The organism is Sphingobium sp. PNB, from assembly GCF_019873065.1.
GTDB lineage: Bacteria > Pseudomonadota > Alphaproteobacteria > Sphingomonadales > Sphingomonadaceae > Sphingobium > Sphingobium fuliginis.
The window spans coordinates 12745-29538 of record NZ_JAINEZ010000027.1 but is presented as its reverse complement, the minus strand read 5'-3'; the positions used below and the strand labels follow the sequence as shown (position 1 = coordinate 29538).

At 65.6% G+C, this 16794-nt stretch carries 18 protein-coding genes; 15 read left to right on the top strand and 3 right to left on the bottom strand.

Annotation, left to right across the window (positions count from 1 at the left end; all coding sequences use genetic code 11):
• Nucleotides 1-100: 100 nt before the first annotated feature.
• From cobA to K7W03_RS11300, 6 genes are all read left to right on the top strand, one after another.
• A complete protein-coding gene (cobA, locus tag K7W03_RS11325; RefSeq protein WP_044661891.1) occupies nt 101-889 on the top strand; it encodes a uroporphyrinogen-III C-methyltransferase in 789 nt (262 codons plus the stop codon).
• A complete protein-coding gene (locus tag K7W03_RS11320) occupies nt 886-1182 on the top strand; it encodes a DUF2849 domain-containing protein (protein ID WP_044661890.1) in 297 nt (98 codons plus the stop codon). The genes cobA and K7W03_RS11320 overlap by 4 nt, the downstream gene beginning before the upstream one ends.
• A gap of 3 nt (nt 1183-1185) precedes the next feature.
• Nucleotides 1186-2817 (top strand): nitrite/sulfite reductase, encoded by a 1632-nt coding sequence (locus K7W03_RS11315; RefSeq protein ID WP_222886355.1) that lies wholly within the window; start codon nt 1186-1188, stop codon nt 2815-2817.
• Complete coding sequence (locus K7W03_RS11310) at nt 2810-3250, top strand: DUF934 domain-containing protein (protein ID WP_044661888.1); 441 nt, start codon at nt 2810-2812, stop codon at nt 3248-3250. Before K7W03_RS11315 ends, K7W03_RS11310 begins: the two co-directional genes overlap by 8 nt.
• On the top strand, nt 3243-4034 hold the full coding sequence (locus K7W03_RS11305; RefSeq protein ID WP_025549397.1) for a phosphoadenylyl-sulfate reductase: 792 nt from the start codon (nt 3243-3245) through the stop codon (nt 4032-4034). The genes K7W03_RS11310 and K7W03_RS11305 overlap by 8 nt, the downstream gene beginning before the upstream one ends.
• Before the next feature lie 205 nt (nt 4035-4239).
• The gene (locus K7W03_RS11300) at nt 4240-4635 is read left to right on the top strand and encodes an MAPEG family protein (RefSeq protein ID WP_025549398.1); all 396 of its coding nucleotides are present in this window, start codon (nt 4240-4242) and stop codon (nt 4633-4635) included.
• A 103-nt stretch (nt 4636-4738) separates the two neighbouring features.
• Here the strand turns inward: K7W03_RS11300 and K7W03_RS11295 are convergent, their stop codons facing one another.
• The gene (locus K7W03_RS11295) at nt 4739-6220 is read right to left on the bottom strand and encodes a replicative DNA helicase (RefSeq protein ID WP_025549399.1); all 1482 of its coding nucleotides are present in this window, start codon (nt 6218-6220) and stop codon (nt 4739-4741) included.
• Nucleotides 6221-6342: 122 nt separating this feature from the next.
• On the opposite strand from K7W03_RS11295, the gene K7W03_RS11290 reads away from it, so the two are divergent.
• The 6 genes from K7W03_RS11290 to K7W03_RS11265 all read left to right on the top strand — a co-directional run bounded on the left by K7W03_RS11290 (nt 6343) and on the right by K7W03_RS11265 (nt 12320).
• The gene (locus tag K7W03_RS11290) at nt 6343-6825 is read left to right on the top strand and encodes a UPF0262 family protein (RefSeq protein ID WP_025549400.1); all 483 of its coding nucleotides are present in this window, start codon (nt 6343-6345) and stop codon (nt 6823-6825) included.
• 32 nt (nt 6826-6857) lie between these two features.
• On the top strand, nt 6858-7523 hold the full coding sequence (locus K7W03_RS11285; RefSeq protein WP_222886354.1) for a glycoside hydrolase family 25 protein: 666 nt from the start codon (nt 6858-6860) through the stop codon (nt 7521-7523).
• The gene (locus tag K7W03_RS11280) at nt 7520-7978 is read left to right on the top strand and encodes a cytidine deaminase (protein ID WP_025549402.1); all 459 of its coding nucleotides are present in this window, start codon (nt 7520-7522) and stop codon (nt 7976-7978) included. The genes K7W03_RS11285 and K7W03_RS11280 overlap by 4 nt, the downstream gene beginning before the upstream one ends.
• 6 nt (nt 7979-7984) lie before the next feature.
• Nucleotides 7985-8539 carry a dCTP deaminase gene (dcd, locus tag K7W03_RS11275; protein WP_044661884.1) on the top strand — a complete coding sequence of 185 codons (555 nt, stop codon included), beginning with the start codon at nt 7985-7987 and terminating at the stop codon, nt 8537-8539.
• Nucleotides 8540-8582: 43 nt separating this feature from the next.
• Nucleotides 8583-9347, top strand: coding sequence for a metallophosphoesterase (locus K7W03_RS11270; RefSeq protein ID WP_222886353.1), 765 nt, complete (start codon nt 8583-8585; stop codon nt 9345-9347).
• A 186-nt stretch (nt 9348-9533) separates the two neighbouring features.
• Nucleotides 9534-12320: a TonB-dependent receptor plug domain-containing protein gene (locus tag K7W03_RS11265; RefSeq protein ID WP_222886352.1), complete on the top strand. Its 2787-nt coding sequence runs from the start codon at nt 9534-9536 to the stop codon at nt 12318-12320.
• 291 nt (nt 12321-12611) lie between these two features.
• Here the strand turns inward: K7W03_RS11265 and K7W03_RS11260 are convergent, their stop codons facing one another.
• Nucleotides 12612-13307 carry an anti-sigma factor family protein gene (locus K7W03_RS11260; RefSeq protein ID WP_044661881.1) on the bottom strand — a complete coding sequence of 232 codons (696 nt, stop codon included), beginning with the start codon at nt 13305-13307 and terminating at the stop codon, nt 12612-12614.
• Complete coding sequence (locus K7W03_RS11255) at nt 13304-13792, bottom strand: RNA polymerase sigma factor (protein ID WP_222886351.1); 489 nt, start codon at nt 13790-13792, stop codon at nt 13304-13306. The genes K7W03_RS11260 and K7W03_RS11255 overlap by 4 nt, the downstream gene beginning before the upstream one ends.
• 91 nt (nt 13793-13883) lie before the next feature.
• Between K7W03_RS11255 and K7W03_RS11250 the strand changes: the two genes are divergently transcribed.
• From K7W03_RS11250 to K7W03_RS11240, 3 genes are all read left to right on the top strand, one after another.
• Nucleotides 13884-15206, top strand: coding sequence for a S8 family serine peptidase (locus K7W03_RS11250; protein ID WP_222886350.1), 1323 nt, complete (start codon nt 13884-13886; stop codon nt 15204-15206).
• A gap of 99 nt (nt 15207-15305) precedes the next feature.
• Entirely contained in the window at nt 15306-15989 is a 684-nt protein-coding gene (locus K7W03_RS11245; protein ID WP_099185902.1) for a hypothetical protein, read from the top strand.
• Nucleotides 15990-16270: 281 nt separating this feature from the next.
• Nucleotides 16271-16687, top strand: a complete 417-nt coding sequence (locus K7W03_RS11240; protein WP_048575340.1) for a hypothetical protein — start codon at nt 16271-16273, stop codon at nt 16685-16687.
• Nucleotides 16688-16794: the final 107 nt, after the last annotated feature.

Sequence of the window (16794 nt, the reverse complement as noted above, 5' to 3'; positions counted from 1 at the left end):
ACGGGGCGACAGGATCAAATCGATCCTCCCCAAATTTTCCTTCGCCCTGGCCAACGCATTCTGAATTGAAACCGCGGGCTGTTTTCGCCATCTGCCCAACATGGCTGAAACTCCCATTGCCACTGTCACCCTTGTCGGCGCCGGTCCGGGCGACCCGGAACTCCTGACGCTGCGCGCCGCGCGGCTGATCGGCGAGGCCGAGGTGATCGTGCATGACGGGCTGGTTTCCGGCGAGATCCTGGCGCTCGCCTCCCCACAGGCCGAACTGATCTCTGTCGCCAAGCAGCGCAGCCGTCATTCGGTGCCGCAGGACGGGATCAATGCCCTGCTGGTCGAACTGGCGCTCGCCGGGCGCAGGGTCGTGCGGCTGAAGGGCGGCGATCCCTTCATCTTCGGCCGTGGCGGCGAAGAAATGGAAGCCTGCCGCGCCGCCGGGGTGCCGGTGGAGGTCGTGCCGGGGATCAGCGCCGCCATCGGCTGCGCCGCGCAGGCGCAACTGCCCCTCACCCATCGCGACGCGGCAAGCGCGGTCAGCTTCGTGGCCGGGCAATGCAAGGGGCTGACCGATCAGGACTGGTCCGGCCTGGCGGGCGCGGGGCGCACGCTCGTCATCTATATGGGCGTGGCGACGGCGACGGACATTGCCGACAAGCTGATGGCCGACGGCGTGTCGCCGGCCATTCCCGTGGCCGTCCTGGAAAACGGCACGCGCGCCGACATGCGGACGCTGCGCACCCTGCTTGCCGATCTGGGCGAGATGGTCGCGCGGGAGAAGGTGAAAAGCCCTGCCCTGATTGTGGTCGGGGAGGTTGCGGCCTATGCGCTGGCGCAGGATGTGCTGGCCGGCTGGGCCGCGCAGGAGACATTTGGGGCGGAGACTGACAAGTGAAGATTTTGACCGGCAATGACCTCGGCACCGGGGACGTGATCTGGTGGGCGGGCGACGGCTGGTCGCGGCAGGTCGGCGATTCCGTCGACGTGGGCGACAAGGGCGAGGATCTGGCCCGGGCGGAGGAAGCCGCGTTGCGGGTCGTGGGCGCCTATGTGATCGATGCGACCGTGACCGCAGAAGGCGTGCGCCCCGCGCATATCAAGGACCGCATCCGCGCGCTGGGGCCGACGGTGCGCCCCGACCTGACGCTGAAACCGAATGACGCCGATGCCGGCAACTGGGTGATCTGAACCATGTATCGTTACGACAGCTACGACCAGTCCATCGTCGACGCCCGCGTCGAGGAGTTTCGCGACCAGACCCAGCGCCGCCTGGCCGGACAACTGACGGAGGACCAGTTCAAGCCGCTGCGGCTGATGAACGGCCTCTATCTCCAGTTGCACGCCTATATGCTGCGCGTCGCCATTCCCTATGGTACGCTGAGCGGCCGGCAGATGCGCAAGCTGGGCGAGATCGCGGCGAAATACGACAGGGGCTATGGTCACTTCACCACACGCCAGAACCTGCAATATAACTGGATCAAGCTGGCCGATGCGCCGGATATCCTTGCCGAACTGGCGACGGTCGAGATGCATGCCATCCAGACCAGCGGCAATTGCATCCGCAATATCTCGTCCGACCAATATGCCGGGGTTTCGGCGGACGAAGTGGCCGACCCGCGTCCCTGGGCGGAACTGTTGCGCCAATGGTCCACCTTCCATCCCGAATTCACCTATCTGCCGCGCAAGTTCAAGATCGCGGTGATCGCGAGCGAGGATGACCGTTCCGCCATGCGCCTGCACGACATCGGCCTGAAGCTGGTGTCGCGCGACGGCCGGACAGGCGCGGAAGTCTATGCCGGCGGCGGCATGGGTCGCACGCCCATGGTTGCGCCGCTTATCAGGGACTTCGTGCCCGAAGATGAGATCGTCTCTTATCTGGAGGCGTGCCTGCGCGTCTATAATCGCTATGGCCGGCGAGACAACAAGTACAAGGCGCGGATCAAGATCCTGGTCCATGAACTGGGCGTCGAGGAATATAAGCGGCAGGTCGAGGAGGAGTTCGCCCATATGCGGACGCTGGGCCTCAACCCGCCGACCGAGGAACTGGACCGCATCCGCGCCTATTTCGCCGGCCCCGCCTATGAAACGGGCCTGGAGGACAGCATCGACCGCAGCGATCCGGCCTTCGCCCTTTGGGTGGACCGTCAGGTCGCGGCGCACAAGCAGCCGGGCTATGCCATCGTCAACATCAGCCTGAAGCCGCGCGGCGGCATTCCGGGCGATGCCTCGGCGGAGCAGATCGCGCTGGTTGCGGACCTGGCCGAACAATATTCGCTCGACGAGCTGCGCGTCACCCATGCGCAGAACCTGGTCCTGCCGCATGTGAGGAAGGCGGACCTCCACGCCATCTGGCAGAAGCTGGACGAGGCTGGCCTTGCCGAGGCCAATCTGGACCTGATCACCGACATCATCGCCTGTCCGGGCCTGGATTATTGCAGCCTCGCCAATGCCCGCTCCATCCCGCTGGCGCAGAAGCTGTCGGAACGGTTCGCCGTGGCGGACCGGCAGAAGGAACTGGGCGAGCTGAAGGTCAAGATTTCCGGCTGCATCAATGCCTGCGGCCATCATCATGCCGGCCATATCGGCGTGCTGGGCGTGGACCGGAAGGGCGTGGAGAATTTCCAGCTTTCGCTCGGCGGGTCGGGCGCGGAGGATGCGAGCGTCGGACAGATCACCGGCCCCGGCTTTTCGGAGGACGGCGTGGTCGACGCGATCGAGAAGGTCACCAACCTCTATCTCGAACAGCGGGAGGAAGGCGAACGCTTCCTCGACACCTATCGCCGTCTTGGCATGAAGCCCTTCAAGGAGGCGATCTATGGTTGAGTTCCTGTCCTTCCGCGAAGGCGAAACCGGCCAGGAACCGGCGGTCACGGTCGAATCCTTCACCGGCCAGTCCAATTCGACCGCCGTCCGGATCGAAGCGGGCGAGGATGCCCGCGAGTTGCTGCCCCATCTGGACAGGCTGTCGCTGGTGGAGGTGAACTTCCCGGCTTTCGGCGACGGACGCGGCTATTCGGCGGCGCGGATATTGCGCGAGGCCGGCTATCAGGGCGAACTGCGCGCCGTGGGCGACGTGCTGGTGGACCAGATCGTCGCGATGCGCCGCTGCGGCTTCGACAGCTTCCGGCCCGACAAGGCGCTGGACGATGCCGCCGTGGAGCGCGCGCTCCATCGTTATGACGACGTCTATCAGAAGACGATCGATGGCCGCCGCCCCATCTGGGCGAAACGGCACCCGGAGACTGTAAATGGCTGAACCCGCCCGCCAGCTCGACGTGATCGACGCCCGCCCCGCCTTTACCCAGGCGGATGCGGATGCGCTCAACGCGCGCTTCGAGGGCGTCGACACGCTGTCGATGCTCAAGACCGTCTTTGCCGAGGGGCTGGCAGGCAATGTCGCCGTCGTCTCCTCCTTCGGCACGGAAAGCGCGGTGCTGCTGTCGCTGGTGGCCAAGGCGGACAGGACCGTGCCGGTGATCTTCGTCGACACGCTCAAGATGTTCCGTGAGACGCTGGATTATCGCGAAACGCTGATCAGCACGCTGGGCTTTACCGACAGCCGGGCGGTCGTGCCCGATGCGGAGGTGCTGGCGAAGAAGGACGAGACGGGGCTGCGCTGGTCCTACGACCCCGACGGCTGCTGCGAAATCCGCAAGGTCGAGCCGATGAACCGCGCCAAGGATGGACTGGATGCGTGGATTTCCGGACGCAAGGCGTTCCAGTCGGTGACGCGCCAGAACCTGCCCCGTTTCGAGGTCGAGGACGGCCGGCTGAAGATCAACCCGCTGGGCGACTGGACGAAGGACGATCTGGAGGCCTGGTTCGAGGCGGAGAAGCTGCCGCGCCATCCGCTGGAGGCGCAGGGCTATCTGTCCATCGGTTGCGAACCGTGCACGTCCAAGGTGCTGCCGGGCGAAGATCCCCGCGCCGGGCGCTGGCGCGGGTGGGACAAGGTCGAGTGCGGCATTCACTCGCCGGTGACGCCGATCCCCTCTCCCGCGGCCGATCCGGACGATCCGGCCAACCAGCCGGTGTTCTGACCGAAAAGGCGGTTGCGTCGAGAATATCCCGACTCGTGGGAATATTGCGCTCTTCCGAATCCTCCCGTTGCGAAAAGAGCGCCCTATGGCCCCGATGATGGGCGCCGGCAGCCAATCCGCCGCCTACGGCAATCGAGACTTATGGCGCGGACCATGCGGGCGCGATATGATCGGCGGTCATGACAAACTGAGCGGAGGACGAGATATGGCCGTCGAGCTGAAGATATTGGCGTGGAGTTGCGTGCTGCTGCTGGTCCACATCTTCGCGGCGGCGCATATCAAGACGCGGCAATATGGCACCAAATGGAACATGGGCGCGCGGGATGAGGAATTGCCGCCGCTCGATCCCGTCGGCGGGCGGCTGGTGCGGGCGCAGGCGAATTTCCTCGAAACCTATCCGATCGCGATCATCGTGCTTCTGGGCGTGGTGATCGCGGGGAAAACCAGCGGAACGACAGCCCTTGGCGGGTGGCTCTGGCTGGGGGCGCGGGCGGTTTACCTGCCGCTGTACGGCATGGGCATTCCCATGGTGCGGACCATTGCCTATCTCGTCAGCCTGGTGGGGCTGGCGCTGGTGTTCCAGGCTTTTGTTTCGGGCTAGGATGTGTGGGGATGCAGCCATTGGCAGGCTGCAAATGGCGGTTTTCCGAGATTCCGGCGGTCACATATTTTTAGCACGCTGCGGCTTGTAAAGACCCCTGGTTCTATTCGTAATCCTCCAGATAGCTGCCCTCCGCCAGGTCGGAAAAGCGGGTGATCTTCGCGTCGAACTTCATGCGGATGCGCCCGGTCGAACCATGGCGCTGCTTGGCCACGATCACCTCGGCCAGGCCGTAGATGCGCTCCATTTCCTGCGCCCATTCCAGATGTTCGGGGCTTTCCTTGTTCCCCGGCTCCTTCGCGGCGACATAATAATCCTCGCGGAAGACGAACCAGACCATGTCCGCGTCCTGTTCGATGGAGCCCGATTCACGAAGGTCCGATAGCTGGGGCCGCTTGTCCTCGCGCTGTTCGACGGCGCGGCTGAGCTGGGACAAGGCCAGAACCGGGCAGTTAAGTTCCTTCGCCAAGGTCTTCAGACCACGGGAAATTTCCGAAATCTCGTTGACGCGATTGTCGCCCTTTCCGGTGCCCTGGAGCAGTTGGAGATAGTCGACCACGACGAAGCCGATGTCATGCCGCCGCTTCAGCCGGCGGGCGCGGGTGCGCAGCGCGGCGATGGTCAGGCCCGGCGTGTCGTCAATGAACAGCGGCAGTTCCTGCAATTCCCGCGCCGCACGGGAGAGGTTCTGGAAATCGGCGCGGCTGATCTTGCCCATGCGCAGCGCTTCGCCGCTGATGCCCGACTGTTCGGCCAGAACGCGGGTGGCGAGTTGGTCGGCGGACATTTCCAGGCTGAAGAAAGCGGTCTTCGCGCCCATATTCTTTTCCGGCGGAATGCCGTCGGCATTGTCGCGCAGCCAGCGCGAGGCGGCATTATAGGCGATGTTGGTCGCCAGCGACGTCTTGCCCATGCCCGGACGACCCGCGAGAATCATGAGGTCCGAATTGTGCATGCCGCCGATCTTTTCGTTCAGGCTGTTGATGCCGGTGGTGATGCCCGAAACATGCCCGCCGCTATTGAGCGCGCGCTCCGCGATCTGGACCGCCATGGTGGTGGCCGTGGCGAAGCTCTTGACCGACCCGGTCTCCCCCTCCCCCTCCGACACCTTGTAAAGCGCGACCTCGGCCTGCTCGATCTGTTCGCGGGGGTTTACGTCCTCGCTGGTATCCAGAGCGTTTTCAACGAGTTCGCGGCCGACATGGACAAGCTGTCGCAGCAAGGCAAGGTCGTAGATCTGCGTGGCGAAGTCGCGGGCGCCCAGCAGCGCCGCGCCATTGCCCGTCAGTTGCGCCAGATAGCCGACGCCGCCCAGTTCCTTGAGCGCCGGGTCCTGCTCCAGCATCGGTTTCAGCGTCACCGGGTTGGCGACCATGTCGCGCTCGACCAGCTTCATCACGGATTCGTAGATGCGGCCGTGCAGGGGCTCGAAGAAATGCTCCGGCTTGAGCTTGAGCTGCACATCCTCGGCAATGCGGTTGTCGATCATCAGCGCGCCCAGCAGGGCGGCCTCCGCCTCCACATTGCGGGGGAGTTCGGTGATGCCGGCTTCTGCGGCGGGGGTGATTTGCACGAGTTCGACCATTGTCCCCTCATCGCGCCGAGCAACCGCCCTTGCAAGGCGGAACGTTGAAAGCATTCGGAAAAGCTGTGGACAAGAGTCCCCCTTGCTTTTCGGCGCGTGTCGCCGCACTGACCATAGCGTCCATGGCCGATCCGCGCATCATCGATATCACGCTCGACGAGCGGACGATCCTCTGGCGCAATGCCGATGTGGAGCAGGAACGGCGCATCGCCATCTTCGATCTGCTGGAGGACAATTATTTCGAGCCGCAGCGCAGCCATGAGGACGGCTATGCCGGCCCCTACAAGGTGCACCTGCGTGTCGAGGAAGGCCGGCTGGTCATAGAGATACGTCGGGAAAATGGCGATCCGCTGGAGGCGATCATCCTGAGCCTGGGCCGGTTCCGCCGCCCGATCCGGGACTATTTCGCGATCTGCGACAGCTATTACCAGGCGATCAGCAACGCATCGCCACAGCAGATCGAAACGGTGGACATGGCACGCCGGGGCATCCACAATGCCGCCGCCGAGACGCTGATCGAGCGGCTGGACGGCAAGATCAAGGTCGATTTCGATACGGCCCGTCGCCTGTTCACGCTGATCTGCGTCCTGCACATCAAGGGGTAAGGGGCATCCGTATCATCAGTGCCGGCCATTTCATGGCCCGTTTTTGCTTGTTTCTTGCCGTCCTGGGTCTGATGGCCCTGGGCGGATGGCTCTATGCGCGCGAATGGGCGCCGGATCGGGAGGCGTTTCCGACCCAGGGCGTGTCGGTATCGTCGGACAATGGCTCCATCGACTGGGGCACGCTGGCGGCGCAGGGGGCGGATTTCGCCTATATCCGCGCCTCGCGCGGCGGGCGCTTGCGCGATCCGGCCTTCGAGGCGAACTGGGCAGGCGCGCGGGCGGCCGGGCTGCGCTATGGCGCGGCGCTGGATTTCAGCCTGTGCGCCAGGGCTTCGGAACAGGCGACAGGCTTCTTGACCATGGTTCCGCGGGACAATGCCGCGCTGCCGCCGGTGATCAGGCTGGCGTTCGAGCCGGGCTGCCGGGCGCGGCCGGGGCAGGACGCGGTGCTGTCGGAACTGAATACGCTGATCAACCTGATCGAGAGTCATGCGGGCACGCCGGTCCTGCTCAACGTCAGCGACGATTTCGACGCGCAATATGCCATTGCATCGGGGATCAACCGGACCTTATGGCTGGACCGCAATTTCTTCGCGCCCGATCGCGAGAAGCGCAAATGGGTGATGTGGACAGCCAATGATATGCGGCATATCGACGGCATCGACGGACCGGTGCGATGGGATGTGATGGCGCGATGAATGCGACGGAAAAGCTGATCGGCGCGGCGCGGACGGCGATGCGCCATGCGCACGCGCCCTACAGCCGCTTCGCCGTGGGCGCGGCGGTGCGGCTGACCGACGGGCAGATCGTGACCGGCTGCAATTTCGAGAATGCGAGCTACGGCCTGTCGCTCTGCGCCGAAACGGTGGCGCTGGCGGCGGCCAACGCGCAGGGCCGCCTTGCCGATGTGGAAGCGATCGCGGTCGTGGGCGGCGCCATCGGGCCGGACGGCTCCGTATCGGGAGACGCCATCGTCACCCCCTGCGGCCGGTGCCGCCAGATCATGAACGAAGCCGAGCAGATGGCCGGGCGCACGCTTGCCATTTACTGCGCGGCGCCGGAAGGAGACGCGCTGGCCGAACATCGCGTCGCTGAACTCCTGCCCCATGCCTTCGGCCCTGCCGATTTGGGCATCACCCCCAGAAAGAGCTGAACAGCCATGTCGATATTGTCGGATAAGTGGATTCGCGAACAGGCCCGGACCAGCGGCATGATCGAGCCGTTCGTGGAAAGCCAGCGGCGCGACGGCTGCATCAGCTATGGCCTCTCCTCCTACGGCTATGACGCGCGGGTGGCGGACGAATTCAAGATCTTCACCAATGTCGACAGCGCCGTGGTCGACCCCAAGGATTTCGCCGCCAACAGCTTCGTCGACCGCAAGACCGATGTCTGCATCATCCCGCCCAACAGCTTCGCGCTGGCGCGGACGGTCGAATATTTCCGCGTGCCCCGCGACGTGCTGGTGATCTGCCTTGGCAAGTCCACCTATGCGCGTTGCGGCATCATCGTGAACGTGACGCCGCTGGAGCCGGGCTGGGAAGGGCATGTGACGCTGGAATTTTCCAACACCACGCCGCTGCCCGCCAAGATCTACGCCAATGAGGGCGCGTGCCAGTTCCTGTTCCTTAAGGGCAACGAGCCGTGCGAGACCAGCTATGCCGACCGCGCGGGCAAATATATGGGGCAGCAGGGCGTCACATTGCCGCGCCTGTAACGCTGTGCGACAGTGGCGGCATGATGTGTGAGGCAAGCCCGCCATGCTGATGCCGTTCCGCAGGCGGAAGGCGCGGGACGATGCGCCCTCCCCCAGCGTGGGCGGTGACAGGCGCGTCTATGCCATAGGCGACATTCACGGCCGCGACGACCTTTTCGCCCAATTGCTGGACCGGATCGCTCTGGACGAGGCGGAGCGCGATCCCCTGCCCCGGCTGCTGGTCCTGCTGGGCGATCTGGTCGACCGGGGCCCGCAGTCGCGGCAGGTGGTGGAAAGGGCGATGGGCCTGGCGCGCTCGACCGGCGACGTCTGCTTCCTCAAGGGCAATCATGAGGAGATGTTCATTGCAGCCGCCCGCGGAAAGGCGCAGGCGGCGCGCCTCTTCCGCCGATATGGCGGGGTGGAGACGCTGGCCAGCTACGGCCTGGGGGCGGAGGACAGCGCGCTTATGAGCGACGAGGCGATGGTGCGGTGGATGCTGGCCCATGTCCCCCGCGATCATGTCGATTTCCTGGACGACTTTGCCGATATGCTGCCGCTTGGCGACTATCTCTTCGTCCATGCGGGGGTGCGGCCTCGCGTTGCGCTTGATGCCCAGATTCCTGCCGATCTGCGGTGGATCAGGGGCGATTTCCTGAACCATGGGCGACATTTCGGCAAGATGATCGTGCATGGCCACAACATCAGCGAGGATGTGGATGTGCAGCCCAACAGGATCGGCATCGACACCGGCGCTTTCCGCAGCGGCCGATTGACCGCGATCGGGTTGGAAAAGGACCGGCGCTGGTTTCTGCAGACCAGCGCCTGATCCGGGCTGAGCGCCATTTGTAATATTATGATAAGATAATCTCATTTCCCGCTGATTTCCTGATCCTTTATCGGTCGCATCCGATCGTTCCTGTCCGCCGCTCCGGAATGGATGGCGGGTCGGAACCTTTTCTTCGTTGGAAGATGTCGGAACGGCAAAAAGCCGTCTGCAACAGGGGAACAATCGATGCGCATTCGCCATGCACTGGCGGGGTTCGCCCTCGCCACATGCCTTGTTTTGCCCACGGAGCTGATGGCATCCTCGAAAATGGACGCCACCCTGTCGCAGCGGCACAAGTTCGACATCGCCCCGCAGCCGCTGAGCAGCGCCCTGCGCCAGCTTTCGACCCAGTCGGGCGTGCGCATCCTCTTCCCCTATGACGAGGTCGCGTCGATCCGCAGCCGGCGCGTGCAGGGCTGGCTGTCGACCGAAGACGCGCTGGAACGGCTGCTGGCCGGAACCGCGCTCAAGCATAGCGAGGCGGGCGTCGGCGTCATCGCCCTCGCCGTGCCGGCCAGCCGCACCGTCGCCCATCGCAGTCCGCTGGCGGTCCAGCTTGCGCAGGTCGGCGTGGCGGGGGCGTCGGCGGCCCCGGTTGCCATGGCGCCCGCCGATGGGGACGATGCCTCGGCCCCGATCATCGTCACGGGAACCCGCCAGACCACGCGCACCGTCGCGGAGAGCCTGGCGCCCATCGACGTGCTGAGCGCCAGGGACCTGGAGGCGAGCGGCAAGCAATCGGTGCGCGACCTGCTGGGCACGCTGGTGCCGTCGATCAACGTGTCGAACAGCGGCGCGGGCGCCAGCTTCGCCGTCAAGACGCTGTCGCTGCGCGGCCTTGCGGGCGACCAGTTGCTGGTGCTGGTGAACGGCAAGCGGCGCCACAATACGGCGACCCTGTTCATCAACGGCACGACCCAGAACGGCCAGTCGCCGCCCGACCTGGACCTTATCCCTTCCTCCGCCATCGAGCGGATCGAGGTGCTGCGCGACGGGGCGTCGGCGCAATATGGGTCCGACGCGATCGCAGGCGTGGTCAACATCCTGCTGAAGAACGATGCCAGCGGCAGCGCGTCCTTCCTGGGCGGGGCCACGGCGGACGGCGGCGGCGAACAGGGCCGGTTCCAGATCAGCAAGGGCTTCGGCATCGGGGACGGTGGCCATGTCCATTTCACGCTGGACGCCTTCCTTCAGGGCCGCACCTATCGCAGCGCGCCCAATCCGGGCCAGTTCTATGCGCGGGTGGGCCAGCTCTATTCATCGGCCACGGGTGCGCTCGACCCGCGTGAGGCGACCGTCGATCGCGACGTGAACCGGGGCGGGCAGCCGCAGGTGTCGGGCATCAACTTCGCCTATGACCTGTCGCTGCCGGTGAGCGATCAGGTCGAACTTTACCTGTTCGGCACGGCGTCGCGCCGGCATAGCGACGCCTGGCTGACCTATCGCTTCCCCGACGCGCCGAACAACATCCCCGAACTGTTCCCCAATGGCTACAGCCCGCATCTCCACATCTATGACGAGGACTTCCAGACTGCGGCGGGGCTGCGCGGCGACCTGTCCGACACATTCCATTACGATCTGTCCAGCAGCTTTTCCCGCAACTGGGTGAAATATCGGGAAAGCTCGGTCATCAACGCCTCGCTCGGTCCGGCCAGCCCGACCGACATGTATATCGGCGCCGTCACGTCGAAGGAGTGGACCACCAATCTCGACCTTCAGAAGACGGTCGATCTGGGCCTGGCCGAACCGTTGCTGGTGGCGCTGGGCGCGGAATATCGCTGGAACGGCTATGCCATCGGTGCGGGCGACCCCGTTTCCTATATCGACGGCGGATACCGGTCGACCACCGGCCCCAATGCCGGTGTGCTGCGGACATCCGGGTCGCAGGGGGTGACGGGTTTCCCCCTCTCCTCCGCCGGGAAATGGAGCCGCGACAATTGGAGCGCCTATCTGAACCTGGAACAGCAGGTCGTGGAGGGGTTCGAGGTCGCGCTGGCCGGGCGGCATGAGGATTATTCCGACTTCGGCACCACCGACACCGGCAAGGCGTCGGTGCGGATCGAGCCGGTGCGCGGCCTGGCGCTGCGCGGCACGGCCAGCACCGGCTTCCGCGCGCCGACCCTGCAACAGCAGCATTATTCCTCCGCCAGCACGATCAATGTCAGCGGCGTGTTGCTGCCCGTATCCGCGCTGCCGGTCGATTCCGCCGCGGCCGTCGCGCTTGGCGCCACGGCGCTGAAGCCGGAAAAGTCCAGAAACCTTTCGGCCGGCATCGTCCTCACGCCGACACCGCGCCTCAACATCACGGTCGACGCCTATCAGATCAAGATCAGGGACCGCATCCTGCTGTCCGAAACCCTGCAGGGACCGCTCGTGCGCAGCGTGCTGGCGGCGGCGGGCATCACATCCTCGGCGGGCGGCTTCTACTTCTCCAACGCCGCCGACACCCGGACGCGGGGGCTGGACGTGGTCAGCACCTGGCGGGCGGCCCTGGGCGACTGGGGCAATGCGCTGTTCAGCCTGTCGGCCAATTTCAACAAGACCGTCTTCACCCATGTCGATGCCGTGCCGCCGGTACTGGCCAATTCCCAGCTGGTGCTGATCGGCCGGTCGAAACAGGGCGACTTCACCAAGGGCACGCCGCGCGACAAGTTCATCGCCAACATCCTCTGGACCAAGGGCCCTGCCAGCCTGAACCTGCGCGCCACGCGCTACGGCAAGGTGACGATGGCCCATCCGAACACGCCTTCCCTGGATGCGGAAATCGATCCCAAGGTCATCTTCGACCTGGAACTGGGGATGGAACTGCGCAAGGGCATCAAACTGACGGCCGGGGCGAACAATCTGTTCAACAGCTATCCCGACAAGCTGCCCACTTTGCTACAGGGCAACGGCTTTTCCCTTTACAACCAATATTCGCCCTATGGGACCAGCGGCGGATTTTATTATGGGCGGTTGAATTTCGAGTTTTGAGCGAAGCGGCCATGGGGATGCGTTAGCCTGTTCTTGCGGTGCCATTGGGGCCGGCTTTGGCCCTTTTAAGGCCTTCCTCCTCCCTTGAGGAAGAAGGACAGGAAACCTTGGCGAAGAAGGGGGCTGGGTTGATTGGCAAGGGGAAAGCGGGCCTGCTGCCCGCGCGATCCCCTGGATCGCGACCCCCTCACCCAGCTACGACTAGGCAGCAAGCTGCCAAGTCTGCGCAGCCCTCTCCCTCAAGGGAGAGGGATAAAGCGGGTGTCCGATACCACCCTTCCTTCAGCTATCCTATTGCCACCGCCTGTCCTTCGCCGCCTTCTCCTGCGCGGCATCGAGGGGGGAGCCGTCCATCAAGGCATCGACAGTCGCCATAAGACGCGCATCGCCCGAGGATGCCTGCCGATAGGCCCCTTCCCGTCCCGCGCCCGGCACGAGCTGCTGCACCTGCCAGCCTTGCCCCTCGCGGCAGGCGACGCCCGACAGGGCCTGCCCTTCGAAGCTGCGGCACCATCCTCCGCCCTTGCGCCGGAAGCTGAGGCCGATGCGGATCGGCGCTTCCTCCTGCGCGGAAGCGAGCTGGGTTTCGAGCGCCGACGCCAACTCGCCCTGTGCGACCATCGTGCCCCGCTCTATTGAAATCGGACCGTCGCTCCCGCCGGAAAAATGCCCGACGCCAAGCCCCAGCAGCAGGCTCGCGGCGATGGCGCCGCCCATGGCCCAGACGCGCCGACGCGCCTGGACCGGACGGGCGAACGGGACGACCTTCGCATCCTCCTGCAACAAGGTCCGCATCGCGGCCGGCACAGGCTCGGCTTCGATGGGCGCATAATGACCGGCCAACCGCTCCCGCAGGCGAACATGCATGTCGAGCCGCGCGGCCAGCGCCGGATCTTCCGCCACGGCACGTTCGACGCGCCGCCGGTTCACCTCGTCCAGTTCGCCGTCGACAAAGGCGATCAGCATGGCTTCGTCCATGTCCGTCATGCCGCTTCCCCCAGCAGTTCGATCAAAGCGCCGCGCCCGCGCACCAGCCGCGAGGTCAGCGTGCCCATCGGAATGTCCAGCACCTCCGCCGCCTCCCGGTAGGACAGCCCCTCCACCAGCACGAGCGCGATAGCCTCCCGCTGCTCGTCGGGCAGGCTTTGCATCGCGCGGTCGACATCGGACAGCATGACATGCGCCTCCACATCGCGGTCGCCCGCATGGCCGACATGCTCGCCCGCCTCCTCCGGCGCGAAGGTGCGGGCGGCGCGCTGCCGGGAGCGGCCCTCGTCGATCCACAGATTGCGCATGATCCGATACATCCAGCTATCCAGTCTCGTCCCCGGCTGCCATTGATCGCGTGCCCGGAGCGCCTTTTCCAACGCCGCCTGGCAGAGATCGTCCGCATCGGCGCGATGCCGCGACAGGCTGGCGGCAAAGCGCCGCAGCCGGGGCAGGATCGCCAACAGATCGCTTTCGAACGACATCCGGTCTCCATTCAGCTTCCTGAAGGATGAAACGGCTGCCGCCGCACGTTTCATCCCTGAGCATGGATCTTGTATCGGAAATTTTTTCGCAATGAATCATTTTGAGAGCGAAAGGACCGGAAGGCAGTCTGATGGTGGAAGTGCCGGCGGTGGAGAGGTCGAGATGAAATTCGCGCGTCGATGGATCGTTGCCGGCCTGCTTCTGACCGCACCGGGCGCGCAGGCCCAGTTGCTGCCTTCCCCGAGCAGCACCCTGGGTCAGGTGAGCGGCCAGGCAGGCGGCATCGTGCCGCATGTGATGGATCGGGTGGAGGGAACGCTGGACCAGGCCGGGCTCGACCGGCTGCCGCCTGCCCGGCTGGCCGACCGGCTGTTGGCGGCGCGGGCGGCGCGGATCGACGATCTGGTGCGGCGGCATGCCGATTCGGTGGAACTGGACGATCGGCGCGAACCGGCGCGGCGCGGCGTCATATTGCTGACCGGGGCGCGGCCGGAAAGCGTCGCCGCGCTGCGTTCCGCCGGCTATGGCGTGGAAGATGCCGCCATAGAGGGGCTGGACCTTGCCGTGACCCGCCTGACCGTGCCGCAGGGCCGCAGCCTGTCGCGTGCGTTGAAGCAGGTCCGGTCCCTCGCCCCGGAAGCGCAGGCCAGTGCGGACAATCTCTATTTCCCCAGCGGCGCTTCCATGGGTCTTGCCGCCGCCGCGCTTGCGGAAAACGCGTCGGTGCGGGGCAAGGCGGCGGGGCTGATCGACGGCGGGGTGGCCCGGCACCCCAGCCTGACCGGCCCGGTCGAACAGCGGGGTTTCGCCCGAGGGGCTCCCCGCGCCAGCGCGCACGGGACGGCGGTCGCCTCCCTCATCAGCGGCACGGGCAGCATAAGGGGCGGAGCGCCCGGCGCGCCCTTGCTGGTGGCCGATGTCTATGGCGACGACCCGGCGGGCGGCAGCGCCTTCGCAATGGCGCGGGCGCTTGGCTGGATGGCGGCGCGCGGGGCCGATGTCGTGACGGTGAGCCTGGTGGGCCCGGACAACCCCCTGCTGGCCGGCGCCATCCGACTGGCGCGGGAACGTGGCGTGTCCGTGGTCGCGGCGGTCGGCAATGACGGGCCGGCCGCGCCGCCCGCCTATCCGGCATCCTATGCCGGGGTGATCGCCGTCACCGGCATTGACGGGCGGGGCCGCGTCCTGCCCGAGGCGGGGCGGGCCCGTCATGTGGATTTCGCCGCACCAGGGGCGGACATGAATGCGGCCCGGGCCGACGGCGGCAAGGGTAAGGTCCGCGGTACATCCTTCGCTGCGCCGCTGGTGGCGGGACGGCTGTTCGCCAAGGGCAGCGTGGCGGCCCTGCGGGCGGAGGCGAAGCGGGGCTCCGGCCTTAGCATCATTTGCGGCAATTGCAGAAATAATGATTGATTTTCAACGATTTGAAAGTTTTTCCGACATTTTGGGATTAAATCCGATCGCCGTCGCGTTGTCCTGTCATCGGATCGACAACGAACAAGGAGACGATCGATGAAAGTCAAGTTCCTGATTGCAACCGCCGCTCTTGCCGCCCTGACGGCCGCGCCCGCCTCTGCCCAGTTGCTGGGCGGCGGTGGCGGCGGCATGCTGGGCGGTGGCCTGGGCGGCGCGCTGGGTGGCGCGGGCGGATCGTTGGGCGGCACGCTCGGCGGATCGGGCGGCGTCGGCCTCGACCGCAGCATCGACCTGGAGAATGGCCGCGTCGGCGCCAGCGGTTCGGGCCATGGCAGCGGCAGCGGTTCCGCCTCCGGATCGGTCAGCCGCCATGGCAAGAGCCGCAGCGGCAGCGCTTCGGGCTCCGCCAGCGGATCGGCAGGCGGCAGCCTGACGGCCGACACGCTGGGGACAGGCGATGTGCGCAATGCCGTGGGCGGCCTGCGCGACCAGGCCGGCAACACGGCCGGCGCGGCGCGGGACCGGGCCGCTGGAACCGTCGCCGAAACCAAGGACCGCGCCAGCGCCACCGCAGGAGCAGCGCGGGACCGCGCCGCCAACGCGGTGAACCGGACCCGTTCGGCAGCAGGCAATGCCGCCGGCAGCGCCGCGGGCGCGGCCAACGGTGCGGCGAACGGCGCGAGCGGCCTGGGGTCCGTCGATGCTTCCGGACAGCTTTCGGGCAGCGGACAGGCTTCGGGTTCGGCCAGCTCGGCCGCTTCGGATCAGGCGGCCAACTGACCTCGCCCGGAGGCGACATATCCCCGACCGGCTTTCAGCCGCATTGCCGCCTCACCGCCTGATCGAAGGCCGGCGACCCTTATCGGGCCGCCGGCCTTCCCTCTTTCTGAACGAAACACTAAAAGCCTTTGATATAAATGGTTTAAGATGATGGCGCTTTTCATGGCGCGCCTGAATGTCTACACCGTCATTTCATATGGGTCCGGCCGGCAGTGCCGAATGGAGCCAAGGGTCGCCATAGGTGCGTCGCGGCACCAGATATTGAAGAGATACGGGACTGAATGTCCGTTTCGGATTCCGATTTCGCCTCCAAGCGGCTGCATGACCGCCAGCGTCGGCTGCTGAAGGCGCGCATGCGTCATCCGGATTATGGCGAGATCGACATCCTCGTTCGCGACGTGTCGGAAATGGGCCTTGGCGGGCGGTGCGAGCTCGACCTTGCCGTGGGGGAAAGCGTCGTCATCCTCCTGCCCGACTGCCGACCGGCGCAGGGAAAGATCGCATGGCGGAAGGGACAGAGCTTCGGCGTGCATCTGGAGGCGCAGATCAATCCGGAGGTGGTGAAAAGTCGCACCCCCGCCGATCGCCCGGCTGAGGGGTATCAGGTGCCCGAGGCGTTCCGGCCATCGGCGGAGACGAAGCGGCCCGGATTCCGGACGCGGTTACAGGGGCCGGACACCAACAATAAATGGCGGTGATTTCGCTTCTGCCCTGAGCAGACGATCGGCATTCGGCCGTTTGGATGGCGTGACGCTCATTTGCCCGAAAGCATTGAGCGGCGTTTCTAGAGCGGATTCCGATCCGA